The following is a 25,456-nucleotide window of genomic DNA, read 5'->3' on the forward strand; positions in this document are numbered from 1 at the left end:
CGTGCCTGGATTCGCCGAGCTGGCCGTCATCGCGCTGGTCGCGATCCTCGTCTTCGGCCCCGACCGTCTCCCCGACCTGGCCAAGCAGGCCGGGCAGATGGTGCGCAAGGCCAAGGAGTTCGCCAACTCCGCGCGCGACGAGCTCCGCGACGAGCTCGGCCCCGAGTTCTCCGACCTCGAGCTGCGCGACCTCGACCCGCGCGCGATCGTGCGCAAGCACATCATGGAGGCGATGGAGGAGGCCGAGCAGGAGGAGAAGCGCCCCAAGCGGCCCGGCCTCCGGCCCCTCGCCGACGGCGAGCTCCCGCCGTACGACGTCGACGCCACCTGAGCGGGCCCGCCGGCGTCAGTCGCGGCTCTGGACCGCCGCCAGCGCGGCGAAGGACACCAGCGCCGTCCGGTCGACCCCGGTGAGGACCTCGGCGAAGTCCGACCCGACCCGCTGGAGCACGCCCTCGTGCCGGGCTCCGTCGACCAGGTGCAGCAGGCAGCGCTCGCGCGCGTCGGCGAGTCGGCGCAGCGGCGAGCCGAGGCCGAGCCGTGAGACGGGTGACCAGGCCACCTCGGGCACCGAGCGCGCCGAGGCACCGCGCACGACGTCGACGGCCCGGGTGAGCACCACCCAGTCCTGGGCCGCACCGCCGACCACCACCCAGTCCGCCGCCACCCGCTCGAGCACCCCGGTGACCGCTCCGACCCCGCGCACCTCCAGCGCCACCGGCAGGCCCACCGAGGCCATGAGCCGGCTGGCCAGCGTCACCTGCTGGTACTCCGCCCGGGCACGGTCGGCGAGCTCGACGACCCGCTCGGCGTCGTAGGCCGCCTCCGCCTGCTGCTCGAGGTCGTCGAGCACCGCGAAGAGCTGCTCCTCCCAGGACACGAGGCAGATCCTGCCCCACCCGCCTGTGGAGCGACGGTTGACTAGACCACGCAATCGACGTCAAATGATGCAAACAGACGCAAACGCAAAGGTCTCTCGGGATGTCCTCGTCGTCGATCGTCCGCTGCACCGTGGTGTGGGTCCTGGTGGCCGCCACCTCCGTGGCGCTCACCGCAGCCCTGCTGCCCGGTCTGCTGTCCGGGGTGGTGCGGCCCGCCGTCTGGGCCGACCGGGGCTTCGAGGACCTGCTCGTGGCCGGCTGCAGCCTGGCGCTGCTGGGATGCGGCTGGTGGGCGCTCCTGGCGACCACGGCCGTGGTCACCGACGTGCTGCGCGGGCGGGCCGGCCACCGCACCCGCGGCGTGCCCGACGTGGCCCGCCGTTGGGTGCTCGCGGCGTGCGGGCTCGCCCTGGCGGGCACGACCGCCGCCGGCACGCTCGTGCCCGCCGCGGCCGCACCGGGCGCCGACGTGCCCGGGCGCCAGGGCCAGGCCCAGACCGCCCACACCGCCCACACCGCCCAGACCGCACCGGGCCGCGGCCCCGCCGACGAGCGTCTGCTCACCGGGCTGCCCCTGCCCGAGCGGGCGGTCGGCACGCTCGCGGCCCGCCTCGGCGGCACCGCGCAAGCGTCCGTGACCGTCTCCCCCGGTGACAGCCTCTGGACCCTCACCGCCTCGGCGCTGGAGCGGGCGGGCCGACCGGCCACGCCCGCCGCCGTCGCCGCCGCCTGGCCCCGGGTCCACGAGGCCAACCGCAGCGTGGTCGGGCCCGACCCCGACCTCATCCACCCGGGCCAGCGCCTCGTGCTGCCCGCACCCCCGACGAGCCCCGGCCCGACGCCGGGTCAGTGAGGAGCACCGCCATGACCGGATCCGTCGCCCGCAGCACCAGCAGCCGGCCCAGCAGCCGGCCCAGCACCCATCACAGCACCCGTCACCGCACTGTCGTGCCGCTGCGCGCCACCGTGCCGGTGGAGGCCGTGCAGGGCACCCTCGCCCTCGACCTGGCCCCCGACGACCTGCCGCCCACCGCACCGCGCAGCACCCGACCCGCCACCGCCTCGCCCGCGTCGGTCCACCGCATCGACCAGCGCGCCCGCCGCGAGGCCGAGCGCTGGGCGTGGCGCTACGTCCAGGCGGTGGTGGAGATCGTGGGCGGCGACCGGCCGGTCTCCCAGCTGCTGTGCTGGACCGACCGTCAGGTCTACCTCGACCTCGCGCGCCGGGCGCTGCTCGTGGCGCGCGCCGGCGACCACCAGCCCGGGGTGGCCCGGGTCCAGCCCGTGCGTCCGCAGGTGCGCAGCGTGCACGCCAGCGACGTGCGGCCCGGGGTGATGGAGGTCAGCGCCCACGTGCGGTACGGCGCCCGCTCCCGCGCGGTCGCGGCGCGCTTCGAGGAGCGCCGCGGCCGCTGGACCTGCACGGCCCTGGAGTTCGCCTGAGCCCGGCCCCGACGGGCCGGGCCGGCTCAGCCGTTGACCCGGGTGGTCAGGCCGGTGGGCCCACCCTCCGCGCCGTGGCACTGCTTGAACTTCTTGCCCGAGCCGCAGGGGCACTTGGCGTTGCGTCCGGTGCCGGCGAACTCGTCGTCGCCCGCGGGCCCGCTGACGACCTCGGCCTCGCCGTCCTCGGCCGGCGCGGAGTACGCCAGTCGCTGCGGCGTCGTGGGCTCCAGGCCCTTGGCCCGGATGTGCGGCCGCGCGGCGGCCTCGGCCTCGGACTCCTCCTGGGCCGGGGCGCCGGCGGTCACGGGCGAGCGCAGACCCTCGGCCACGCCGAGCACGGGGGCCGCCGGCTCATCCTCGACGGTGACCTCGAGGTTGAACAGGAAGCCGACGGCCTCCTCCTTGATGCCGTCCATCATCGCGGCGAACATGTCGAAGCCCTCGCGCTGGTACTCCACGAGCGGGTCGCGCTGGGAGTAGGCGCGCAGGTAGATGCCCTCGCGCAGGTAGTCCATCTCGTAGAGGTGCTCGCGCCACTTGCGGTCGAGCACCGAGAGCAGCACCCGCCGCTCGAGCTCGCGCATGACCTCGCTGCCGACCTGGGCCTCGCGCTCGTCGTAGGCGGCGTGCGCGTCGGCCTTGAGCGCGGTGACGAGGTCGTCGCGGTCGATGTCCTCGCGGCTGCCGGCCTGCTGCTCGAGGTCGGCGATGGTGACGCCCACCGGCCAGATCTGGCCGAGGTCGGTCCACAGCTGCTCGAGGTCCCACTGCTCGGAGAAGTCCTGCGTGGCCCCGGTGACGTAGCCGGTGACCACGTCGTCGAGGAAGGTGCGCACCTGCTCGGCGAGGTCGGCGCCCTCGAGGACCTCGCGACGCTCGCCGTAGATGACCTGGCGCTGGCGGTCCATGACGTCGTCGTACTTGAGGACGTTCTTGCGGGACTCGAAGTTCTGCGACTCGACCTGGCCCTGGGCGTTGGCGATGGCGCCGGTGACGCGCTTGTTCTCGATCGGCACGTCGTCGGGGATCCGCAGCACCTGCAGCACCCGGTCGACCCACTCGGACTTGAACAGCCGCATCAGCTCGTCCTCGAGGGAGAGGTAGAACCGCGACTCCCCCGGGTCGCCCTGGCGACCGGAGCGACCGCGCAGCTGGTTGTCGATGCGGCGCGACTCGTGGCGCTCGGTGCCGACGACGTAGAGGCCGCCGAGCTCCTTGACCTCGTCGTGCTCGGCCTTGACCTGCTCGCGGATGCGCTCCACGGTGCCGGGCCAGGCGGCGTCGTACTCCTGCGCGGTCTCGCCGGTGGGCTCGAGACCCTGCTTGCGCAGCGCCTCGTCGGCGAGGAACTCCACCGAGCCGCCGAGCATGATGTCGGTGCCTCGCCCGGCCATGTTGGTGGCGACCGTGACGGCGCCCTTGTGACCCGCCAGCGCGACGATCTTGGCCTCGTCGGCGTGGACCTTCGCGTTGAGCACCGAGTGCGCGATGCCCAGCTTGGTGAGCTTCTTGGACAGGTGCTCGGACTTCTCGACCGACACCGTGCCGATCAGGACCGGCTGGCCCTTCTCGTGCCGCTCGCGGATGTCGTCGGCGACGGCGTCGTACTTGGCCTCCTCGGTGCGGTAGACCAGGTCGCCCTGGTCGATGCGCGCCATGGGGCGGTTGGTCGGGATCGGGACCACGCCGAGCTTGTAGATCTTGTCGAACTCCGAGGCCTCGGTCATGGCCGTGCCGGTCATGCCGGAGAGCTTCTCGTAGAGGCGGAAGTAGTTCTGCAGGGTGACGGTGGCCAGCGTCTGGTACTCCTCGCGGACCTGGACGCCCTCCTTGGCCTCGATCGCCTGGTGCAGACCGTCGTTGTAGCGGCGCCCCGCGAGCATGCGGCCGGTGTGCTCGTCGACGATGAGCACCTCGCCGTTCATGACGACGTACTCCTTGTCGTTGTGGAACAGCTCCTTGGCCTTGATGGAGTTGTTGAGGAACGAGATCAGCGGGGTGTTGGCCGACTCGTAGAGGTTCTCGATGCCGAGGTGGTCCTCGACCTTGGTGATGCCCGGCTCCAGGACCGAGATGGTGCGCTTCTTCTCGTCGACCTCGTAGTCGACGTCGCGCTCGAGGCGGCGGGTGATCTTGGCGAACTCGCCGTACCACTTCACCTCGTCCTGGGTGGGGCCGCTGATGATGAGCGGGGTGCGGGCCTCGTCGATGAGGATCGAGTCGACCTCGTCGACCACGGCGAAGAAGTGGCCGCGCTGCACGCAGTCCTCGATGGAGGAGGCCATGTTGTCGCGCAGGTAGTCGAAGCCGAGCTCGTTGTTGGTGCCGTAGGTGATGTCGCAGGCGTAGGCCTCGCGCCGCTGCGCCGGGCGCATGTCGGGGAGGATCACGCCGGTGGTCAGGCCCAGGAAGTGGTGGATGCGGCCCATCTGGTCGGACTGGTACTTGGCCAGGTAGTCGTTGACCGTGACCACGTGCACGCCCTTGCCGGCCAGCGCGTTGAGGTACGACGGGAGCACCGCCACCAGCGTCTTGCCCTCACCGGTCTTCATCTCGGCGATGTTGCCCAGGTGCAGCGCCGCGGCGCCCATGACCTGCACGTCGAAGGGGCGCATGCCGGTGACGCGGCGCGAGGCCTCGCGGACCGTGGCGAAGGCCTCGGGCATGATGTCGTCGAGCGTCTCCCCCGCGGCGAGTCGCTCCTTGAGCTCCACGGTCATGTGCTGGAGCTCGGCGTCGCTCATCGCCTCGAAGTCCTCCTCGATGGCGTTGACCGCCTTCGCGACCGCCTCGAGCTGTCGGAGGATCTTGCCCTCGCCGATGCGAAGGAGCTTGTCGAGGATCACGGGCACCGGGGTTCACTCCTAGCTGGGGCCTAGCGGTAGTCACAGGCGGATCCACCTTACCCAGGGGGGTGGCTCGTCCCTAACCGGCCAGGGCCGAGCGCAGCTCACCCGCGAGGTCCCCGAGCTCGCCCACGACGACGTCGGCCAGGCCGAGCCAGCCGGCCAGCGCGCGCAGCTCGGCCGCGAGCTCGGCGGCGGTCTCCTCCGGGGCGCCGGGCTCGGCCCACGCCGCGGGCACCCGGAGCAGTCCCGCTCCCCCGGCTGCGCGGCGGTCGGCCTTGAGGTCGACCCGCGCGACGATCTCGTCGCCGAGCAGGAAGGGGAGCACGTAGTAGCCGTGGCGCCGCAGGTGCGCGGGCACGTAGATCTCGATGCGGTAGTGGAAGTCGAAGAGCCGCTCGGTGCGCTCGCGCTCCCACACCAGCGGGTCGAAGGGGCTCAGCAGCGCGCGGGCCCGCACCGCACGGGGCCGCCGCGCGTCGACGTGCAGGTACGCCGGGCGCGCCCAGCCCTCCACGGCGACGGGGAGCAGCTCGCCGCTCTCGACGAGCGTCTCGACCGCGGGGCGCACCTGGTCGACGTGCATCCGGTAGTAGTCGATGAGGCAGCGCTGGGTCGCCACGCCGTGGGAGCGCGCGGCGCGGCGCACCAGCTCGAGGTGCTGCTCGGCCACGGGCGGCGTCGGCAGCGCCAGGACCTCCGCGGGCAGCACCCGCTCCGGCAGGTCGTAGAGCACCTCGAACTGCCGCGTGCGCCCGGCGATGGCGACCTCGCCGGTGGTGAACAGGTAGTCCAGGACCCTCCGGGTCGAGGACCAGTTCCACCCCCAGTGGTCGCGGCTCTCCGGGCCGGCGTCGCCGCGCCAGCCGGCCACCTGACGGGCGGTGGCGGCGCCGTGGGCGGCCAGCCGCGCCAGCACGTCGGCCTCGAGGCCGGGGTTCTCCTCCAGCACGCTCCACTTGCCGCGCCGGGCGCGGTAGTGCGCACGACGGTGGGCCATGTGCGGCCACAGCTCGACCGGCATGAGGGCCTGCACGTGGGCCCAGTACTCCACGACCCGGCGCGGGCGCTGCTCGGAGGCACGGCGCAGCAGGTCGGTGTCGTAGGCGCCCATGCGTGACCACAGCGGCATGTAGTGGGCGCGCTGGAGCACGTTGACCGAGTCGACCTGCAGCACGCCGGTGCGCTGCAGGGTGCGCTGGAAGGTGCGCATGGTCGGCACGGCGGGCCGCGGGTCGAGGAAGCCCTGCGCGGCCAGCGCGATCCGGCGGGCCTGGGCCCGCGACAGCGAGTCGGTCACGGGCCTCAGGGCAGGTCGAGGAGCTTCTCGCGCACGGCGTACATGACCGCCTCCATGCGCGAGTGCAGCTGGAGCTTCTCCAAGATGTTGCGCACGTGGTTCTTCACGGTGTTCTCGGAGATGAACAGGTTGCGGGCGATCTCGCGGTTGTTCATGCCCTTGGCCACGAGCCGGAGCACCTCGAGCTCGCGCTCGGTCAGGCGCAGGCCCGGCACGTGCTCGCGCTCGGGACGCGACATCTGCTTGAACTCGTCGATGAGCTTGACCGCCATCGACGGGGAGATGAGGGACTGGCCGTCGGCCACGACCCGGACGGCCTGGGCGACCTCCTCGATGGAGGAGTCCTTGAGCAGGTAGCCCGAGGCGCCGCTCTTGACCGCCTCGTAGAGGTCGGCCTCCTCGTCGGAGACCGTGAGCATGATGATCTTGGCCGACGGCACGGCCTCCTTGATGGCCAGGCAGGCCTCGATGCCCGAGCGCTTGGGCATCCTCACGTCGAGCAGCACGACGTCGGGCGCGACGGTCGAGGCGACCGTGGTGCCCTCGACGCCGTCGCCGGCCTCGCCGACCACCTCGATGCCGTCCTCGATCGCGAGGAGCATGGTCAGGCCCCGGCGGAAGAGCTCCTGGTCGTCCACGACGATGACCCGGACGTCCTCACGGGGGGCTGGGGTGGGGTCTGGCACGAGCGCATCATGGCACGTCCGGGCCCCTCGCGGGGCCCGGACGGACCAGGTGGTCGGGTGCTCGGGGCGGGCGGACCTCAGTCCTGGCCGAGGTCCTTCCCGAGATCGAGGGAGATGACGCCGTAGTCGTAGCCGCGACGGCGGTAGACGACCGCGGGCCGCTCGCTGTCCTTGTCGACGTAGAGGTAGAAGTCGTGCCCCACGAGCTCCATCTCGTAGAGCGCCTGGTCGAGGGTCATCGGGCTGGCCGGGTGGGTCTTCTCGCGCACGACGAGCGGTCCGTCGCCGGTGACGGTGATCGGGCCGACCTGCCGCTCCTGCACGGCCTCGTCGTCGGGGGCGAGGGTCTCGGGCTCGGTGACGTCGGCGAGGGCCTGGCCCACCGAGACCGGGGTGCGGCGGCCGCGGTGCACCCGGCGCCGGTCGGCGGCGCGGCGCATCTGGGCGGCCATCTTGTCGAGGGCGAGGTCGAGGGCACCCATCTTGTCGTCGGCCGCGGCCTCGGCGCGGATGACGGGGCCCTTGGAGAAGGCGGTGAGCTCGACGTGGACGGCCCGGTCGTGCTGCCGGGGGTTGGGCTCGCAGTCCACCTCCACGTGGACCCGCATGATCCGGTGGTCGTGCTTCTCGAGCCGGGCGAGCTTCTCGGAGACGTGACTCCGGAAACCCTCCTTGATCTCGCAGTGACGTCCGGTGACCACAACTTCCATGTGAACCTCCTTGTGCGCGCCCGGGGGCGCGCCGTTGGTGTTGCTCAGCTCCTGGGCACGCCCTCCTGGGGGCAGGCGGACGCCCGGGGCCCGCGGGCCCCGGTGCGCGAGACGGGCTCTCGCCCCAGGGATGGAGTCCGCCCGGCCGACCTGGTCTTCGACCCCACACTCGCCTGCTGAGGCTTCCGCAGCTTCTCTGCCACTACCGGCCTTCTCCCGCCGACGGCCGCATCTGACGGCCGGGACGAGGCAGGACTTACGACTAAGCCGCACCGTGCTCGTCGCCGCGCCGGAGGCGGACCCCCGGACGACGACTTACGTGGACCGTTTCGCCTGCGACTGGCATCGGCTTGCCGCTGACGCGTCCGGGCTGACCGGAGCGTCCTTGCGACGCAACCACGGACCCGGGCGGACTCCATGACGAGACACTAGGGGAGGCCGGGACCCGACGAAAGGGACGATCGGTCGAGTTCAGCAAACTCTTCGGATCAGCCCCGAGGAGCCGGAGCCCGGCGGCGGGTCGCGGCGACGGTCGCCACCGCGGCCACGCCGAGGCCCACGGCCTCCAGCGCCCGCTGCGCCTCCCACGCGGTGACGCCCGTGGTGAGCACGTCGTCGCACAGCACGACGCGCACCCGGCGCGCCCCCACGCGTACGCCGAGGCGGCGCAGCCCCGGCGTGGGGCAGGTCAGCGACCCGGCGAGGTTGGCCGCCCGCTCGGCGGCCCCGAGGCCGGCCTGGTCGACCAGGCCGGGGCGCGTGCGCAGCAGGGGCGCCACCTCGATCCGCGCTCCCCCGCCGCGCAGGGCGGCCGCGGCCACGCGCACCATGGCCAGCGTGGGGTCGTGCCCGCGGGCCCGCACGCTGGCGGGGCGCGAGGGCACCGGCACGAGCACGACCACCGCGCCCGCAGCGTCGGACACCCCGGGACCGGACCCCAGGGCGGCGGCCGCGGACCGCGCGAGCAGCCGCCCCAGCGGGACGCGCAGCGAGAGCAGCCCGCGCTCCTTGTGCCCGAGCACCAGCTCGCGCAGCAGGTCGGCGTAGGCGCCGCACGCCCAGGGGGTCACCAGCCCGGGCGGCACCGGGTCGGGCCAGGTCACCGCGGCCGCGGTGGGCAGGGTCGCGCCGCAGGGCGCGCACAGCAGCCGCCCCGGGCGCGCGCAGCCCACGCAGCTGCTGCCCAGCAGCAGGTCGGTGACGGCGTCGCGCAGCAGCACCCCACGATCGCACCAGCCGCGAGGGCGGCGGGCAAGCGCGGCAGGGCCGGCCTGTGGAGGACCCGCGGGTCGCGCCGCGCTAGCCGACGTAGGCCAGCGAGCCGACCCCGTCGGCCAGCGGGCGGGCCGCGGTCGGCAGGCCGGTGAGGTCGACCAGCCCGTCGGGGGTGAGGGCGTAGAGGACCTCCCCGGTCACCGGCGACCCGGCCAGCCCCGAAGCGCGTCCGAGGGTCACCGACAGCCCCTCGGGCCCCGGGGGCGACCCGTCGACGCCGACGGCCCCGACGCGGGTGGTCTCCGGGCCCAGCCGCTGCATCACCGCCAGGCTGGTCGGGCTGCGCCAGGCGACGTCGACGATGCGGCCCCGGCTGCCCTCGTCGGGACGCAGCTGGACCGGTCGGGTCACCCGCAGCACCTGGCCGCGGTCGTCGTAGCGCACCCGCGAGACCAGCAGCCGGTCGCGCTGCGGACCGCGCACCACCGCCACGACGCGGCTGGCGTCGCGCGAGACGAGGAAGCGGCGTACGTCGGAGCCGCTCACGCCCGGCACGGTGACGCTGCGGCGGCGCTCGCCCACCAGCACGGAGACCTCGGCGCCGTCGGGGCCGCGGTCGACCAGCCAGAGCCGGTCGCTGTGGTCCCAGGCGGGGGTGAGCAGGTCGGTGGCGCCCGGGACGACGCGCACCACCTTGCCCGAGCCGCGCACCGGCGCGGTGACCAGCGAGGTGCCGCCGTCGACGACGCCGGCCACCGTGGTCGCGGTGAGGTTGACCGCCACGCTCGACACGCCCACGGCCCGCGAGCCCAGCGGGCCGTCGACCGGCGCGAGCGTGTCGGGGCCGCCGGAGACGAGCAGGCCGTCGCGCAGGCCGTAGAGCAGCGAGCTGGACTGGAAGCCGACCGGGGAGTAGAGCGCCCCCTCGGTGACGCTGAAGCGGCCGTCGCCGCCGGGCAGCCGCACGGGCTGGCCGTTGACGCTGAGCTGCACCGCCTCGATGCGGGGGTCCTGGCGCAGGGTCCAGGCCAGCTGGGCCAGCAGCAGCTCGGTCTCGCGCTCGGAGGTCGGCGGGGTCGCGGGACCGGTGAGCGACACCTGCGCCACGCCGTCCTCGGAGACCGGCACCGACAGGTCGACCTCCAGGCCCGGGGGCAGGAAGGTGCTGCTCACCCCCGACGCGCCGCGGCCGGGGCCCTCGACCAGGCCCTCGACCAGGGAGCTGGCGAAGGTGTCGTCGACGGGGGCGTAGACGGGCTCGGGCACCAGGATCTCCGCCAGCGGGTCGACGAAGTAGAGCGAGACCTGGCGGAAGCGCTGGTCGAACCAGCTGTCGGGCACCACGAGCGCGTCGGGCGGGTCGCTGATGCGCAGGTCGCCGTCCTCGACGCGCACGGTGAAGGCCAGCTGGGAGCGCGCGGCCGAGAGCCGGCCCTGCCAGGCGCCGCGGGCGTCGAGCTCGGCGGCGCCGGTGAGCGCGACCACGACGCGGGTGCTGCCCTGGGGCAGCTGGCGGTCGTCGTAGGTGATGGTCGCCTGCTGGGGGTTCCAGGCCGCCGCGGCCTCGCGGGTGAGGTACTCCGAGGCCGTGGCGGTGTCGATGGGGCTGGCCTGCATGGCCGCGAGGAAGCCCTCCACGACCTCGGCCGCCGACATGCCCGGCTGCGGGGCGGGCGGGTCGATCGCCGGGGCGGCGCCCTCGTCGGAGGTGCTCGACCCCGTGCCGGCCTCGACGACCGGGCCCTCGTCGGGCAGCCCGACGCAGGCGGTGGCCAGCGGCCCGACGAGCAGCAGCGCGAGCCCGGCGAGGAGCGCGCGCGCCCGGCGGGTCACCGGGCGGGGCACCGGGCGGGTCACTGGGCGGGTCACTGGGCGGGTCACTGGGCGGGTCACACCGTCTCCACGGCGTCGTCGGGGATGAGCACGATGGGGCTGCGGCGCAGGGACGCGCCGGCGTGGCGGGGCAGGGTGAGGCGGAAGTGCGCCCCCTCCCCCGGGCGGCCCCAGGCCTGGAGCCAGCCGCCGTGCAGGTGGGTGTCCTCCAGCGAGATCGACAGCCCCAGGCCGGTGCCGCCGCTGGTGCGGGCGCGGGCGGGGTCGGCGCGCCAGAAGCGGTTGAAGACCATGGCCGACTCCCCCGGCGCCAGGCCCACGCCGTGGTCGCGCACCGCGACGGCGGCGGCGTGGTCGTCGGCGGCGACGCGCACGACCACCTCGACCGGCCCGCCCGGGTGGCGCGCGCCGGCGTGGTCGATGGCGTTGGTGACCAGGTTGCGGACGATGCGCTCGACCCGGCGTACGTCGGCCTCGGCGAGGCAGGGGTGGTCGGGGGCCTCGACGAGCAGCACGACGTCGCGCTGGGCGGCGAGGGGGCGGGTGGCCTCCACCACGCGGTGGGCGACGTCGACGAGGTTGACGTCGTCGAGGTCGAGCACCGCCGCGCCGGCGTCGAAGCGGCTGATCTCGAGCAGGTCGACCAGGAGGGTCTCGAAGCGGTCGAGCTCGGTCTGCAGCAGCTCGGCGGCGCGACCGGTGACGGGGTCGAAGTCCTCGCGGGCGTCGTGGAGCACGTCGCCGGCCATGCGCACCGTGGTGAGCGGCGTGCGCAGCTCGTGGGAGACGTCGGAGACGAAGCGGCGCTGCACGCGGCTGAGCTCCTCGAGCTGGCGGATCTGGCGCTGCAGGTTGGAGGCCATCTGGTTGAACGACGTGGCCAGCCGCGCCAGGTCGTCCTCGCCAGTGACGCGCAGGCGCTCCTGGAGGCGACCCGCGGCGAGCCGCTCGGCCACGCGCCGCGCGAGCCGGATCGGGGTGACGACCTGCCGGGTCACCAGCCAGGTGACGCCGGCGACCAGCACCAGCAGCAGCGCGCCCGCGGTGAGCAGGGCGCGGGTGACCAGCGCCAGGGTGTCCTCCTCCTCGCTGAGCGGGAAGAGGAAGTAGAGGGTGTAGGTCTCACCGTCGGCCGGCAGCCGCACCTGCGAGCCCACCACGACCCCCGGCTCGCTCGACACCGCCTCGCCGCGCTCGTCGAGGCGGGTGAGCTCGGTGTAGGTCCACGCGATGCTGGAGGAGGTCGCGAAGTGCCGCACCAGGGAGTCGGGCACGCTGTCGCGGTCGAGCCAGGGGGTGTACGTCGCGCCCGCGCCCGTCGGGTCGGCGCCGACCGGACCCGCCAGCACCACCGCGAAGCCGCGGGTCTCGCCGCGCGAGATGATCGGCTGCACCAGGTCGCGCTGCTGGCCGACCGCGTCGAGGTTGAGGTTGATGGCGGCCTGCAGCCGCTCGTCGGCCTCGCCGGTCTCGCTGCCGACCTCGGCGAGCACGGCGTCGACACGGTTCTCCAGCAGCCCGTCGCGGGTCTGCTGGAGCAGGAACCAGCCGACCACGCCGACCACGGCGGCCGAGAGCAGGACCGTGCTGACCACCACGCGGGCCTGGATGGAGCGGCGCCAGAAGGTGAGCGCGTGGCGCAGCCCGACCGGCAGGCGGGAGGCCGCCGGCAGGCGGGCCCAGGAGGAGGCCACGTCGGCCCTAGGCCGTGCCGGCCTTGTAGCCGACACCCCGCACGGTCACGACGATCTCGGGGTTCTCCGGGTCGTGCTCGACCTTGGAGCGCAGCCGCTGCACGTGCACGTTGACCAGCCGGGTGTCCGCGGCGTGGCGGTAGCCCCAGACCTGCTCGAGCAGCACCTCGCGGGTGAAGACCTGCCAGGGCTTGCGGGCCAGGCAGACCAGCAGGTCGAACTCGAGCGGCGTGAGGCTGATGGGCGCACCGCCGCGGGTGACGGCGTGGCCGGCGACGTCGATGGACAGGTCGCCGATGTCGAGGGTCTCGGCCTGGGAGGTGGCGTCGAAGCGGCGCACCCGCGCCCGGATCCGGGCGATGAGCTCCTTGGGCTTGAAGGGCTTGACGACGTAGTCGTCGGCGCCCGACTCGAGCCCGACGACGACGTCGACGGTGTCGCCCTTGGCGGTGAGCATGACGATCGGCACGCCGGACTCGGCGCGGATCTCCTTGCACACGTCGATGCCGTCCTTGCCGGGCAGCATCAGGTCGAGCAGCACGAGGTCGGGGCGGTAGTCGCGGAACTGCTCCACGGCCAGGTCGCCGCGGGTGCACATGCGGCTGTCGAAGCCCTCCTGGCGCAGCACGATGGTGAGCATCTCCGCCAGCGACGCGTCGTCGTCGACGACGAGGACCCGCCCCTTGGTGGTGTAGTCGCTCGGGCTCGCTGCCTGGCTCATGGCTCCATCCTGCACCCTGACGGGCGCGGGCGGGCCGGCGTGGTGCCGGCCCGCCCGCTCCTGCTCAGTAGCGGTACTGCTCCGACTTGTAGGGACCGGCGACGTCGACGCCGAGGTAGGCCGCCTGCTTGTCGCTGAGGGTGGTGAGCCGCACGCCGAGGGCGTCGAGGTGCAGGCGGGCCACCTCCTCGTCGAGGTGCTTGGGCAGCACGTAGACCCCGGTGGGGTACTCCACGGGCTTGGTGTAGAGCTCGATCTGGGCCAGCACCTGGTTGGTGAAGGAGTTCGACATGACGAAGCTCGGGTGACCGGTGGCGTTGCCGAGGTTCATCAGGCGCCCCTCGGAGAGCACGATGATGGCGTGCTCGTCGCGCTCGCCCGCGGCCGGGAAGGTCCACACGTCGACCTGCGGCTTGACGTTCTTGCGCACGACGCCCTCGAAGGACTCCAGGCCGGCCATGTCGATCTCGTTGTCGAAGTGGCCGATGTTGCCGAGGATCGCGTTGTGCTTCATCCGCTGCATCTGCTCGACCGTCACGACGTCCTTGTTGCCGGTCGCGGTGATGATGATGTCGGCGGTGTCGACCACGTCGTCGAGGGTCGCGACCTGGTAGCCGTCCATGGCGGCCTGCAGGGCGCAGATCGGGTCGATCTCGGTCACGATGACGCGGGCGCCCTGGCCGCGCAGCGACTCCGCGGAGCCCTTGCCGACGTCGCCGTAGCCGCACACGACCGCGACCTTGCCGCCGATGAGGACGTCGGTGGCGCGGTTGATGCCGTCGACGAGGCTGTGGCGGCAGCCGTACTTGTTGTCGAACTTCGACTTGGTCACCGAGTCGTTGACGTTGATGGCCGGGAAGAGCAGCGAGCCCTCGCGCATCATGTCGTAGAGGCGCAGCACACCGGTGGTGGTCTCCTCGGTGACGCCCTTGATCTCACCGGCGATCTGGGTCCAGCGGTCGGTGCTCTCGGCGAGGCTGGCGTTGAGCGCCTCGAAGATGATCCGCTGCTCGTGGCTCGTGGCCGAGGCCGGGTCGGGCGCCTCGCCCCTCTTCTCGGCGTCGACCCCGAGGTGCACCAGCAGGGTGGCGTCGCCGCCGTCGTCGAGGATCATGTTGGCGAAGCGGGGCTGGCCGTCGGCACCGGCGGGCCACTGCAGCACCTGCTGCGTGCACCACCAGTACTCCTCCAGCGTCTCGCCCTTCCACGCGTAGACCGGGACGCCCTGGGGGTCCTCCGGCGTGCCGTGCGGGCCCACCGCGACGGCGGCCGCGGCGTGGTCCTGGGTGGAGAAGATGTTGCAGGAGGCCCAGCGGACCTCGGCACCGAGCGCGGTGAGGGTCTCGATGAGCACCGCGGTCTGGATGGTCATGTGCAGCGAGCCGGTGATGCGGGCACCCGCCAGCGGCTTGGCGTCGCCGTAGCGCTCGCGCATCGCCATGAGGCCGGGCATCTCGTGCTCGGCCAGCTGGATCTCGGTGCGGCCGTAGTCGGCCAGGGAAAGGTCGGCGACCTTGAAGTCCATCGGTGTGTCTCCTCAGGAGGGGTGGAGCCAGGTCTGCGTCGCGCATCTGCGCATCGTCGGGATCTCCCACGCGGACCCTGCCAGGGTAGGCGGGGCCGAGAAGTTTCAGGAATTCCCGAGCCGCCGCTTCACCGGCACCACGTGGAGCACCGCCACGACCACCGCGCCCACCAGCAGCCCCACCAGGGCCGAGGCCAGGGTGTTGACCAGCCAGCCCGCGACGGCGCCGACGGCGGCCAGCGCGTCGTGGGCGCCCTCCTCCAGGTGGTGCACCAGGTCGTAGGGCGCGTGCCAGCCGAGCTCGTCGACACCGACGAGCAGGATGTGGCCGCCGACCCACAGCATCGCCGCGGTGCCGACGACCGAGATCACGGTGAGCAGCTTGGGCATGCCGGCCACCAGGGCGCGACCGACCTTCTGCGCGGCGGCCGAGGAGCGCTGGGTGAGGCTCAGCCCGACGTCGTCGGTCTTCACGATGAGCGCGACCACGCCGTAGACCAGCACGGTGATCCCGATGGCCACCACGACGAGGATCAGGGCGCGGGAGACGAAGGCCTCCTCGGCGACCTCGTTGAGCGAGATGACCATGATCTCGGCCGAGAGGATCAGGTCGGTGCGGATGGCCCCGGCGACCATCGTCCGCTCCAGCTCCTCCGGCGAGCCCGAGGCGGCCGGGTCGGCCCCGTGAGCGCCACCGTGGCCGCTGAGCTTCTCCCAGACCTTCTCCGCGCCCTCGTAGCAGAGGAACGCACCGCCCAGCATGAGGACGGGCGTGAGCACCCAGGGCAGGAACTGCGAGAGCAGCAGCGCCGCCGGCAGGATGATGAGCAGCTTGTTGCGCAGCGAGCCGATCGCGATCTTGCGGATGATCGGCAACTCGCGCTGCGCCGCGACGCCCTGCACGTACTGCGGGGTCACCGCGGTGTCGTCGACCACCACGCCGGCGGCCTTCACGCTCGCCCGCCCCGCGGCGGCACCCACGTCGTCGACCGAGGCGGCGGCCAGCTTGGCCAGCGCGGCGACGTCGTCGAGCAGCGCGAACAGCCCGCCGCTCACCGGCGCGGCTCGTCGGTCTGACGGGCCGCGCGGGGCGCGGCGAGGGCGGGGGCGGGTCGGTGGCTCGGCACGCGCTCACCCTAGCGTCGCGGACGGGCCTCCCGGGCCGCGTCGGCCGCCGCGTCGGCGACGGCCCCGGCGATGACCTCCGCCTCCTGCGAGGCCACCGCGACGTCGGCGGCCCGGTCGACGCGCTTCTCGGCGAAGCCGAACGGGTCGACCAGGTGGCCCAGCACCGGCGCGACCCGCGGGGAGGCGAGCAGCAGCGCCAGCGCCACGGCCAGCGCCGAGGTCAGCACGAGGCCGACCCAGGGGTGGTCGGCGGTCCACCCCGTGTAGCCGGCGTACTCGGCGCCCTTCACGGCGAAGCCGTGGAAGAGGTAGACCACGAGGGTCCAGGCGCCCATGCGTGTGAACCACCCCCCGCGCCGCGGGACCAGCGCGAGGAACGACCAGGCCAGCACCGTGCCGCTGACCAGGAGCACCGAGCGCGTGAGGAAGGCCCGGGTGTCGCTGACGTCGAGCTCGCCGTAGAGCGCGCGGTAGTAGTACCACTCCGTGGAGGCCCAGGTGTCGGTCCAGGTGGTCAGCACCCAGGCCGCGACGAAGGCCACGACGGCCACCGGCCGCAGCCAGGGCGTGCGGAGACGCTCGAGCCGCTGCGGGGTCGCGGCGAGCCCGAGCACGAAGAAGGGCAGCAGCCCCAGCACGCGGGCCATGTCGAGGGTGTCGCCCGCCCACAGCCCCGCCGCCAGGCTCGTCACCACGGCGACGGCGATCGCCACCGCGGCCGGCAGCGCGGTGAACACCGGGGTCAGCAGGCGCCAGAAGAAGAGCGCCGAGAGGTACCACATCGGCCAGTGGGGGTCGCGGAAGAGGTTCTCCAGCTCCTCACCCCCCACGTAGATGCGGAAGAGCGCCAGGGCGCACTCGAAGAGCACGTAGGGCACCGCCACGGTGCGCACCAGCTGCCACAGACGCCGCCGGCTCCACGTGAAGGAGCGCGAGAGGTAGCCCGTCACGAACACGAAGGCGGGCACGTGCCAGGCGTAGAGGAAGTCGTAGAGGTGGTCGCGCAGCCCGCTCTCGGGCAGCAGCACCCAGGAGTGGCCGAGCACCACCAGGGTCACCAGCGCCATCTTGGCGTTGTCGAACCAGGGGTCGCGGGTGGTCGCCCGTCCAGTCATGCGGCCGCCTCGGTCAGTCGTCGACCAGGCCGAGGCTGACGTACTGCGCGGCGTAGCTGCCCGAGAGCAGCAGCGAGGCGTAGCGCGCGACCTCGGTGGTGGCCTCGGTGGTGACGGTCTCCACCCGCACGCCGCGGGCGTCGGCGGCCGCCGTCAGGCGGCCGCGCTGCTCGCCCACCAGCGGGTCGTCGCTGCCGTCGTCGAGCACGATGAGGATCGGGCGCAGGTCGCCGCCGCCGTCGGCGAAGGGGTCGACGAAGACGTCGCGCGGGCGCGCCGCCTCGAGCACGGGCAGCAGCTGCTCGACGTCGCCGGCCAGCGCGTTGCGCCCCGTGGCGCGTCGCAGCGACTCCGCGAGCCGGCGCGCCGCGCGGGCGGCGAGCACCGAGCCGCCCCACACGACCGGGTTGGCGTCGGCCAGCGCGATGGCCAGCATCTTGGCGGGGTTGACCGCGATGTCGCGGTGCGGCGAGCAGGCGATCGCCACCGCGTCGAGCGCCTCCGCGACGCTGTCGGCGTCGGCGCGCGGGCCCAGGCCGACGCGGTCGAGGTAGGTGAGCATGACCACGGCGATGGCCAGCTGGTCGGTGGTCGCGGTGGGGAGGATAGTGCTGTAGCGGCCGGCGGCGTGCTCGGCCACGCTCGAGCCGGGCGCGCAGGCCACGACGACCTGGCAGCCGCGGCGCACGGCCTCGGCCAGGGCCGACTTCGTGCCCGGGTCGCCGCCGTCGGGCGCCAGCACGACCACGAGGTCGAGGCTGCCCGCCCAGCCGGGCAGCGACGGGCCGGCCCACGCCACGAACGGCACGGGGCACCACGGCTCCAGCACGGCGCGCAGGAGCCGGGAGTCGGGGCCGGCGGCGATGACGGCGCGCGGGCGGGAGAACTCCTGGCTGCGCACGACCGCCTCGTCGAGGGCGGGCGCGGCCTCGCCCGCCTCGCGACGCACCCGCGCGCCCGACTCCGCCAGCCCGCGCAGGCGCAGGTCGGCGGTCGAGAGGGCGGCCTCGTCGTCGAGCCGGGACTCGTCGAACCAGCTCACGGCGTGCGGGCCTCGTCGACGAGCAGCACGGGGATGTCGTCGCGCACCGGGTAGGCCAGCCCGCAGCCCTGGCAGACCAGCTCGACGGCCCCCGCGTCGGCGGGGGTCTCGGTCAGGTCGGAGCGGCAGGCGGGGCACACGATGATCGCCAGCAGCGAGGGGTCGAGCGCCATCAGAGCGCCCCTCCCCCACGGATCAGGCCCAGGACCTCGTCGCGGATGGTGCTCATGGTCTCCTCGTCCCTGCCCTCGGCGTTGAGCCGGAGGAGCGGTTCGGTGTTGGACGGCCTCACGTTGAAGGTCCAGTCGGCATGGGTCACGCTCAGCCCGTCGAGCCGGTCGACGGTGACCCCGGGGCGCTCGGCGTACGCCGCCTCGACGGCGGCCATCACGGCCACGGGGTCGGCGACGGTGGAGTTGATCTCGCCGCTGACGGGATAGGGGTCGTAGTCGGCCAGCAGGCTCGACAGCGGCTGGTCGGTCTCCGCCAGCGCGGCGAGCACGTGCAGGGCGGCGAGCATGCCCGAGTCGGCCCGCCAGAAGTCGCGGAAGTAGAAGTGGCCGCTGTGCTCGCCGCCGAAGACCGCGTCGGTCTCGGCCATCGTGGCCTTGATGAAGGAGTGGCCGACGCGGGTGCGCACCGGCGTGCCGCCCAGGCGCGTGACGAGCTCGGGCACCGCCCGGCTGGTGATGAGGTTGTGGATGACCGTCGCGCCCGGCTCCTTGGCGAGCTCGCGGGCGGCGATGAGGGCGGTGACCGCCGAGGGCGGCACGGGCACGCCGCGCTCGTCGACGAGGAAGCAGCGGTCGGCGTCGCCGTCGAAGGCCAGCCCGACGTCGGCGCCCTCGGCGAGCACCCGGGCCTGGAGGTCGCGCAGGTTCTCCGCGTCGATCGGGTTGGCCTCGTGGTGGGGGAAGGTGCCGTCGAGCTCGAAGTACATCGGCACCAGGTCGACGACGTCGGCGCCGAGGCGCTCGAAGACGGCGGGGGCGGTGTGGCCGGCCATGCCGTTGCCGGCGTCGGCGACCACGCGCAGCGGGCGACCCCGACCACCGGTGCCGACCGGGGCGAGCGAGAGCAGGTGGGCGGCGTAGGCCTCCAGCACGTCGTGCTCGCTGATCGAGCCGGTCGAGGCGGTGAGCGGCCCGTCGGGCGCGAGGACCCGGTCGCGGATCTCCGCGAGCCCGGTGTCGAGCCCGATGGGCGCGGCGTGCGCGCGGCAGAGCTTCATCCCGTTGTACTGGGCCGGGTTGTGGCTCGCCGTGAACATCACGCCCGGCAGCCCGAGGTGGCCCGAGGCGAAGTAGAGCTGGTCGGTCGAGGCGAGCCCGATGTGGACGACGTCGGCGCCCGCCTCGCTCGCCCCTTCGGCGAAGGCGCCCGCCATGCCCGGCGAGCTCGGTCGCATGTCGTGCCCGACGACGACGGTCGTGGCCCCCACGACCTCCACGAAGGCGCGCCCCACCGCCCGGGCGAGCTCCTCGTCGATCTGGTCAGGCACGGTCCCGCGCACGTCGTAGGCCTTGAAGACGGCCGCGATCGAAGCGGCGTCGAGGGTCGAGGGCATGACCGGAGCCTAGTCGTGGCGACCGTGGCTCCGCGCAGGGGCCGAGCACGGGCCACGACGACCGAGCGGCCCCGGGAGCCGGTGGGCCGGGCTCAGTGGTCGGTCGTGAGCATGCGCAAGTGGCCCTTGCGGCCGGTCTCGCGTCCGGAGCCCGACTCGGAGGTCTGCTGCCGGGGATCGCCGACGACCTCGGGAGCCGGGCGGCGCGGCGCCGGCCGGGCGGCCTCGCGCACGGCGTCGGCGAGCGCGAGCAGGTCGTCGTTCGACGGGCCGCGGTCGACGGTGTCGCGCTGCAGGCGCAGCACCTCCCACCCGCGCGGGGCCGAGAGGCGCTCGCTGTGGGCCTCGCAGAGGTCGTAGGCGTGCGGCTCGGCGTAGGTCGCCAGGGGGCCCAGGACGGCGGTCTGGTCGGCGTAGACGTAGGTCAGGGTCATGACGGCGGGCCGGCCGCACGCGGTGCGGGAGCAGCGGCGGGCGGAGGTCACGCGGTGACGCTACCCCGCCACCGGTGCGCATCGGATTAGGCTCGCCCCGTGCCTCCCCCGACGCCTGAGACCACCCGCGGCGGACCGCGTCGCCGCGACCGCCGGGGCCGCGGCATGCGCGGTCCCGCGGTGATGCCGCAGCGGCCCGGCACGGTCGCCGTGCGCACCGCGCGGGAGCGCTTCGACCGGCTCGTCGTCGACATCGTCAGCGAGATCGACGAGCGCTGGCAGGACCGCCTCGGCCTGGTCGAGTACGGCGTCGAGGACACCCCCCAGGTGCCCGACGACTGGACGAGCGAGACCGTGCCGCTCTCGACCCTGGTGCCCGCCAGCGGCGGGCGCCCGGCCCGTCTGGTGGTCTTCCGCAGGCCGATCGAGCACCGCGCCGAGACCCGCTCGGAGCTCGAGGCGCTCGTGCTCACCGTCGTGGTGGAGCAGGTCGCCGACCTGCTGGGCATGGCGGCGGAGGACGTCGACCCGAGGTACTCCGACCTCGACGACTGACGCCGGCCGCGCCGTCCGCCTCAGCCGAGCCCGGGGCGTACGGCGGGGACCAGTGCGCTGCGCACGAGATCGCGCAGCGGCACCACCACCGACCCGTCGGGGCCGGCACGCAGCAGGGAGGCGACGACTTCGGCACGTGAGGGCACCACCCGCACCAGCACGGCGCCGTCGGGCAGCGCGAGGCTCGTGCCGCGGTCGGGGCCGACCTCGGTCCGTCGGGTGCGCAGCGGTCGACCCTCGGCGTCCCACGCCTCCACCTCGACCACGCCGGCGGTGGCGGCGCCGCCCAGGACCAGCTCGGCCCCCCCGGGGCCCGGGGGCACGACGGCCGCGGTGGCGCCCGTGACCAGCGGCCCGGCGACCGTCTCGGCGAGGTCGCCGTCGACGTAGGACCGCAGCGTGGCGGTGACGGGCGCGGAGGAGGTGACCGCCAGGCCCAGGGCGCCGTCGGCCGCCGGCGACGACAGCAGGGCACCGAGCGAGACCACCTTGACGCTGCCGGGGTCGACGACGAGCTCCGGCAGCTCCTCGGGGGCGAACACCGACTGCGCGGTCACGATCCCCACCTGCACCCTGACCGCGTCGTCACCGGGGTTGGCGACCACGAGGGTGCGGCGACCGTCACCGGCCGGCACCCCGAGCAGCAGGTTGTCGGTGCGGGGCTCGGCCTGCGAGGGCAGCCACTCCCGGGAGGCCGCGGCTGCGCCGAGCTCCTCGAAGGAGTCGACGACGGTGGCGGCGATGCGGCCCCGGTCGGTCGTCACCCGCAGCGTGAGCTCCTCGCGGCGTGGGACGAGCTCGGCGAGGTCGAGGCGCAGCGTGCGTCCGGGCCCCACCGCGACGCCGCGCAGCCGCTCGGCGTCGAGGGCGCCGGACTGGCTGTAGACGGCCACGTCGGCGACGGCCGGGCCGCCGTCGGGGTTGTGCAGCTCGAGCACGGAGGTGTGGGCCCCACCGGCGCCCACGCCGGTGAACCACTGGTCGGAGGACGGCGGCGGGCAGTCCACCGCGCTCGTCGCGTCGCGGGCCGAGCGCCCGGCGACCAGGCCGGGTGCCCTCTCGCCCTCGCCGGTGACCTCGACGCTGCCGTCGTCGTCGAGCCCGGCGGTGACCCCGTCGCCGACCTCGACCTCCTCCTCGCCCGCGGCCACCGTGCCGGGGGCGCCGTCGTCGCTGCCGACCACGACCCGACCGCCGTCGGCGGCTCGCGGGCACACCAGGGTGCTGCGCGTCAGGGCGGCCTCGGACGGTGGCTGGGCCCCCGGTGCGGCCACCTCGTCGGGACCACCCACCGCGAGTGCGGACAGCAGCACCAGCAGCGGCAGCACGCCCGCCAGGACGACGGTGGGCGCCAGGCGTCCGCCTCGGACCTGTTCCGACCTGCGACCGCTCATCGCGCTCGCCTCCTCTCACGGGTGGGTGCGCCGAGCACCACGACCGCCACCGCACCGAGCAGCTGCACGCCGAGGAGCGCGACGTGCAGCCACGAGCGCGGCCCGTCGAGGGCGTCGGGGTCGAGCGCGCGGGCGACGCGCCAGGCGCGGGTCGAGCGGTCCTCGGCGCTGGCCTGGACCAGGCCGCCGGTGGCGTCGAGGTCGGCGGCGACGTCGCCGTCGGCGGGCGAGGGCAGCACGACGTACTCGATCCCCTCCCCGGCGAGGGCGTCGACGACCGCAGGGGTCGGGCGGGCGGTCAGCTCGCGGACGTCGGCGGCCAGGCTGCCGTCGCCCCCGCTGAGCGCCAGCACCTCGTCCTCGCCGAGGGTGGTGCCGTCGCCGCGCACGACGGAGTAGGTGAGGCCCTGCGACACGTCTCCGCGCAGCACCAGGATGCCGTGCTCGGGGCCCAGCTCGGCGCGCTGCACCATGTAGGCCGGGATGTCGTCGTCGACGGAGTCGGCGAGGGCGTCGTCGGGCCCCGCCACGAACCACCCGAGGGTGGCCAGCGGCACGAGCCCGGCCAGGGCGGCACCGACCAGGACCCCGCCCCGCAGCAGTCCCCGGGCCTCGCGCCTGGCCGACTCCCAGGCCCCCATCGCCCCGAGGACGGTCGCGGTGACGAGAGCGCCCTGGAGCAGCACGACGAGCGCACCGAGGCCGGCCGGTGTCGAGGTGGCCGCCAGGGCGAACGAGACCGACGAGAGGCCCAGCGCGAGCAGGGCCGCGACGGCGGCGGCCAGCCAGCACACCAGCACCGGCACCCGCGTCGCGCGCGGCACCAGCGCGAGCACGGCCAGCACGGCGGGCACGAGCCCGAGCGCCACCGGGGCGCCGAGGTCGCTGACCCGTCCGGCCAGCAGGTCGAGCCCCCCGAGCGCGGCGTGCGGGAGGCGGCCCGGCTCGAGCAGCAGGCCGGCGCCCGCGCCCTCGCGCAGCGCGCCGACCCACCACGGCGAGAGCAGCACCACCGGCACGAGCAGGGCGGTGACCGGCGGGCCCCAGACCGAGCGGTCGCGCACCACCGCGCGGAGCAGGAGCGCGGCGCACAGCAGCACCACCACGCCCAGGACGGCGGCGAAGAGCCATGCGGCCGGACCGAAGGCGGTGACGAGGGCGAGCAGCAGACCGCTGCGCCAGGCCGCGCGCCAGCGGCGGTCGGGCGCCGGGTCGGCGAACCCGAGGGCGGCGTGGGCCAGCCACGGCAGCAGCGCGGCGGCCACGACCGGCCCGAGGCGACCGGCGCCCCAGGCCCCGCTGGCCACGGGCACGAGCGCGAAGGCCGTCGACCCCCACAGCAGCAGCCAGCGCGGCATCCCGCGCGGCGAGACCAGGCGTCCCACGACACGCAGGAAGCGCCACGAGCCCCACAGCGCCACCGGCACCGCCAGCACCAGCACCGCGCTCAGCGCCGCGGCGGGCGAGCCGAGCAGCAGGCCGCCCAGCAGCGCGAGCGGAGCGACGTACGGCGGAGCGGGCACGGCCGTCCCCTGGCCGATGGCGTGCCACGACTCGGTGTGCAGGCGCCACCACGAGCCGACCGAGTCGGGCACCGGCGAGAGAGCGCCGCCCACGACCGACCCGAAGGCCTCGCGCGCTCCCACCACGGCGAGGAGCACGACCAGGGTCAGCACGATCGCGACGGGGTTGGTGACGAAGCGCGCGACGACACCGGTGTCGGCGTAGGGGGCGTCCTCGTCGTCCTCGGCCGGGCGCCGCGCGGCGAACGAGGCCGGGTCGAGCTCGGCCGCGGCGGCGCGCCGCCGCTCGGCGACGTCGGCGGCCTGGTCGGTGGCGGCGGCGAGGAGGTCGGAGACGGCGTCGAGGCCGTGGCGGTAGGGCAGCCAGCGCGGCGCGAGGAGGCCGCGCACCTCCTCCGACGGGGCGGTGCGGGCCTCACGGCGCTCGCGGCGGGCGGCCAGCACGGCCCGCGGCCGGGCGGCGATGTTGACCAGGGCGGCGAGCTCGTCGAGGGCCTCGCCCACCGCCCGCACCAGCAGGAACCCCACGACGCGCAGCAGCGTGCCGAGGGCCAGGCGCAGCGCCTGCAGGGGCCACAGCCGGTGGTCGGAGTTGACCAGCAGGGTCCACAGCGCGGCGCGCCGCTCCTGGTAGTGGGTGTGGCGTCCGGTCAGGGGCGTGCGGCGCAGCCCCCGGTGGGCGGCCTCGGCGTGGAAGACGACGGCGCTGGGCACGACGAGCGTGTGGTGGCCGGCGGCGGCGGCGCGCCAGCCGAAGTCGAGGTCGTTGCCGAAGATCGGGAGGTGCTCGTCGAAGCCGCCCACCTCGTCGAGCACGGAGCGGCGCACGAGCATCCCCGCGGTGTTGACGGCCAGCACCCGGCGCACCTGGTCGTGCTGGCCCTGGTCGTACTCGCCGCGCTCGAGACCGGTCTCGCGGCGTCCCGTGCCCGAGATCGTCGCGCCGACCTCCAGGAGACGTCGCAGCGAGGGCCACTCGCGCAGCTTGGGGCCCAGCACCGCGGCCTCGGGGTGCTCGGCCGCCGCGGCGAGGAGGGCCTCGAGGGCGCCGGGGTCGGGGTTGGCGTCGTCGTGGAGGAGCCAGACCCAGTCGTCGGGGGCGGTGCCGGGGGCGCCGTGGGGTCCGGCGTCGACCCGGGCGAGGCCCTCGCGCACCGCGGCGGGGTAGGACGTCGAGCCCGGCACCACGTGGACCGGCCCGAAGGCGGCCTCGAGCAGGGCCACGCTGTCGTCGCGGCTCGTGGTGTCGACGGCCACGACGCGGTCGACGGGCCGGGTCTGGCCCGTGACGCCGTCGACGACCGCGGGCAGCCAGCGCGCTCCGTCGTGGCTGACCACGAGGGCGACGACGGCAGGGCTTTCCGAGGCGGGCACGACCGCAGACCCTAACCGCCGCGGAGGGGACGCCGAAATGAGAGCGGCCCCGGTCGAGGACCGGGGCCTGCACTCAGACTGCGCGCTTCTTCAGCTTGCGGCGCTCCCTCTCGGAGAGCCCGCCCCAGATGCCGAAGCGCTCGTCGTTCATCAACGCCGACTCGAGGCAGTCGTCTCGGACCTCGCAGGTGAGGCACACCTTCTTGGCCTCCCTGGTCGATCCCCCCTTCTCGGGGAAGAAAGCCTCCGGGTCGGTCTGCGCACAGAGTGCACGCTCCTGCCAGCCCGCCTCGTCGGCGTCGGATTCGAGGAGAAAGAGTTCTCTCACGGCGCTCGCCCTTTCGACCCTGCATTGCTCTGGTGGTGCATGAGGTGTTGCTCGTGGGGGTGTGCTGCCCGCGGCTGCGGCCGGGCCGGGGACCAGGTGGAACCGTGAACAACACTGCGGGAATTACATGCCTGTCGTG

Annotated in this window: 23 protein-coding genes; 4 read left to right on the top strand and 19 right to left on the bottom strand. The window is 74.3% G+C overall.

Annotated elements, in window-relative coordinates; translation table 11 throughout:
- Position 1 precedes the first annotated feature (1 nt).
- Positions 2–331, top strand: a complete 330-nt coding sequence (locus M3673_RS11280) for a sec-independent translocase (protein WP_056863973.1) — start codon at positions 2–4, stop codon at positions 329–331.
- 15 nt (positions 332–346) lie between these two features.
- On the opposite strand, the gene M3673_RS11285 is transcribed toward M3673_RS11280, so the two are convergent.
- Positions 347–880: a hypothetical protein gene (locus M3673_RS11285; RefSeq protein WP_228941897.1), complete on the bottom strand. Its 534-nt coding sequence runs from the start codon at positions 878–880 to the stop codon at positions 347–349.
- Positions 881–981: 101 nt separating this feature from the next.
- Here M3673_RS11285 and M3673_RS11290 point away from each other — a divergent pair, with 101 nt between their 5' ends.
- Entirely contained in the window at positions 982–1,734 is a 753-nt protein-coding gene (locus M3673_RS11290; RefSeq protein WP_251533738.1) for a LysM peptidoglycan-binding domain-containing protein, read from the top strand.
- 11 nt (positions 1,735–1,745) lie between these two features.
- Complete coding sequence (locus tag M3673_RS11295) at positions 1,746–2,324, top strand: Rv3235 family protein (RefSeq protein ID WP_251533739.1); 579 nt, start codon at positions 1,746–1,748, stop codon at positions 2,322–2,324.
- Positions 2,325–2,350: 26 nt separating this feature from the next.
- On the opposite strand, the gene secA is transcribed toward M3673_RS11295, so the two are convergent.
- The 15 genes from secA to M3673_RS11370 all read right to left on the bottom strand — a co-directional run bounded on the left by secA (position 2,351) and on the right by M3673_RS11370 (position 20,194).
- A complete protein-coding gene (gene secA, locus M3673_RS11300) occupies positions 2,351–5,179 on the bottom strand; it encodes a preprotein translocase subunit SecA (protein ID WP_251533746.1) in 2,829 nt (942 codons plus the stop codon).
- A 73-nt stretch (positions 5,180–5,252) separates the two neighbouring features.
- A complete protein-coding gene (locus tag M3673_RS11305) occupies positions 5,253–6,473 on the bottom strand; it encodes a winged helix-turn-helix domain-containing protein (protein WP_251533748.1) in 1,221 nt (406 codons plus the stop codon).
- 5 nt (positions 6,474–6,478) lie between these two features.
- Complete coding sequence (locus M3673_RS11310; RefSeq protein WP_056863968.1) at positions 6,479–7,159, bottom strand: response regulator transcription factor; 681 nt, start codon at positions 7,157–7,159, stop codon at positions 6,479–6,481.
- Positions 7,160–7,236: 77 nt separating this feature from the next.
- Positions 7,237–7,869 carry a ribosome hibernation-promoting factor, HPF/YfiA family gene (gene hpf, locus M3673_RS11315; protein WP_228941901.1) on the bottom strand — a complete coding sequence of 211 codons (633 nt, stop codon included), beginning with the start codon at positions 7,867–7,869 and terminating at the stop codon, positions 7,237–7,239.
- A 488-nt stretch (positions 7,870–8,357) separates the two neighbouring features.
- Entirely contained in the window at positions 8,358–9,089 is a 732-nt protein-coding gene (locus M3673_RS11320) for a ComF family protein (protein WP_251533750.1), read from the bottom strand.
- Positions 9,090–9,168: 79 nt separating this feature from the next.
- Positions 9,169–10,929, bottom strand: coding sequence for an LpqB family beta-propeller domain-containing protein (locus tag M3673_RS11325; protein ID WP_251533752.1), 1,761 nt, complete (start codon positions 10,927–10,929; stop codon positions 9,169–9,171).
- Between the two features lie 44 nt (positions 10,930–10,973).
- Positions 10,974–12,611, bottom strand: a complete 1,638-nt coding sequence (gene mtrB / locus M3673_RS11330) for an MtrAB system histidine kinase MtrB (protein ID WP_193661223.1) — start codon at positions 12,609–12,611, stop codon at positions 10,974–10,976.
- 7 nt (positions 12,612–12,618) lie between these two features.
- Complete coding sequence (gene mtrA / locus M3673_RS11335; protein WP_056863963.1) at positions 12,619–13,332, bottom strand: MtrAB system response regulator MtrA; 714 nt, start codon at positions 13,330–13,332, stop codon at positions 12,619–12,621.
- Positions 13,333–13,396: 64 nt separating this feature from the next.
- On the bottom strand, positions 13,397–14,857 hold the full coding sequence (ahcY, locus tag M3673_RS11340) for an adenosylhomocysteinase (protein WP_193661224.1): 1,461 nt from the start codon (positions 14,855–14,857) through the stop codon (positions 13,397–13,399).
- A gap of 105 nt (positions 14,858–14,962) precedes the next feature.
- A complete protein-coding gene (locus M3673_RS11345) occupies positions 14,963–15,913 on the bottom strand; it encodes a DUF808 domain-containing protein (protein ID WP_251533753.1) in 951 nt (316 codons plus the stop codon).
- Between the two features lie 80 nt (positions 15,914–15,993).
- The gene (locus M3673_RS11350) at positions 15,994–17,100 is read right to left on the bottom strand and encodes an acyltransferase family protein (protein ID WP_251533755.1); all 1,107 of its coding nucleotides are present in this window, start codon (positions 17,098–17,100) and stop codon (positions 15,994–15,996) included.
- Positions 17,101–17,113: 13 nt separating this feature from the next.
- A complete protein-coding gene (locus tag M3673_RS11355; protein ID WP_056903731.1) occupies positions 17,114–18,142 on the bottom strand; it encodes an SIS domain-containing protein in 1,029 nt (342 codons plus the stop codon).
- A complete protein-coding gene (locus tag M3673_RS11360) occupies positions 18,139–18,315 on the bottom strand; it encodes a Trm112 family protein (RefSeq protein WP_193661228.1) in 177 nt (58 codons plus the stop codon). The genes M3673_RS11355 and M3673_RS11360 overlap by 4 nt, the downstream gene beginning before the upstream one ends.
- Complete coding sequence (locus tag M3673_RS11365) at positions 18,315–19,709, bottom strand: phosphomannomutase/phosphoglucomutase (protein WP_251533757.1); 1,395 nt, start codon at positions 19,707–19,709, stop codon at positions 18,315–18,317. The genes M3673_RS11360 and M3673_RS11365 overlap by 1 nt, the downstream gene beginning before the upstream one ends.
- A gap of 92 nt (positions 19,710–19,801) precedes the next feature.
- A complete protein-coding gene (locus M3673_RS11370) occupies positions 19,802–20,194 on the bottom strand; it encodes a DUF3499 domain-containing protein (RefSeq protein ID WP_056863957.1) in 393 nt (130 codons plus the stop codon).
- Between the two features lie 48 nt (positions 20,195–20,242).
- Here M3673_RS11370 and M3673_RS11375 point away from each other — a divergent pair, with 48 nt between their 5' ends.
- The gene (locus M3673_RS11375; protein WP_056863956.1) at positions 20,243–20,698 is read left to right on the top strand and encodes a metallopeptidase family protein; all 456 of its coding nucleotides are present in this window, start codon (positions 20,243–20,245) and stop codon (positions 20,696–20,698) included.
- A 20-nt stretch (positions 20,699–20,718) separates the two neighbouring features.
- Here the strand turns inward: M3673_RS11375 and M3673_RS11380 are convergent, their stop codons facing one another.
- From M3673_RS11380 to M3673_RS11390, 3 genes are all read right to left on the bottom strand, one after another.
- Positions 20,719–22,092, bottom strand: a complete 1,374-nt coding sequence (locus M3673_RS11380; protein ID WP_251533759.1) for a DUF5719 family protein — start codon at positions 22,090–22,092, stop codon at positions 20,719–20,721.
- Positions 22,089–24,989 (bottom strand): glycosyltransferase family 2 protein, encoded by a 2,901-nt coding sequence (locus tag M3673_RS11385; RefSeq protein ID WP_251533761.1) that lies wholly within the window; start codon positions 24,987–24,989, stop codon positions 22,089–22,091. The genes M3673_RS11380 and M3673_RS11385 overlap by 4 nt, the downstream gene beginning before the upstream one ends.
- Before the next feature lie 73 nt (positions 24,990–25,062).
- Complete coding sequence (locus M3673_RS11390) at positions 25,063–25,317, bottom strand: WhiB family transcriptional regulator (RefSeq protein WP_056863953.1); 255 nt, start codon at positions 25,315–25,317, stop codon at positions 25,063–25,065.
- Between the last annotated feature and the right edge of the window lie 139 nt (positions 25,318–25,456).

The organism is Nocardioides sp. P86, assembly GCF_023712465.1.
Lineage (GTDB): Bacteria > Actinomycetota > Actinomycetes > Propionibacteriales > Nocardioidaceae > Nocardioides > Nocardioides kribbensis.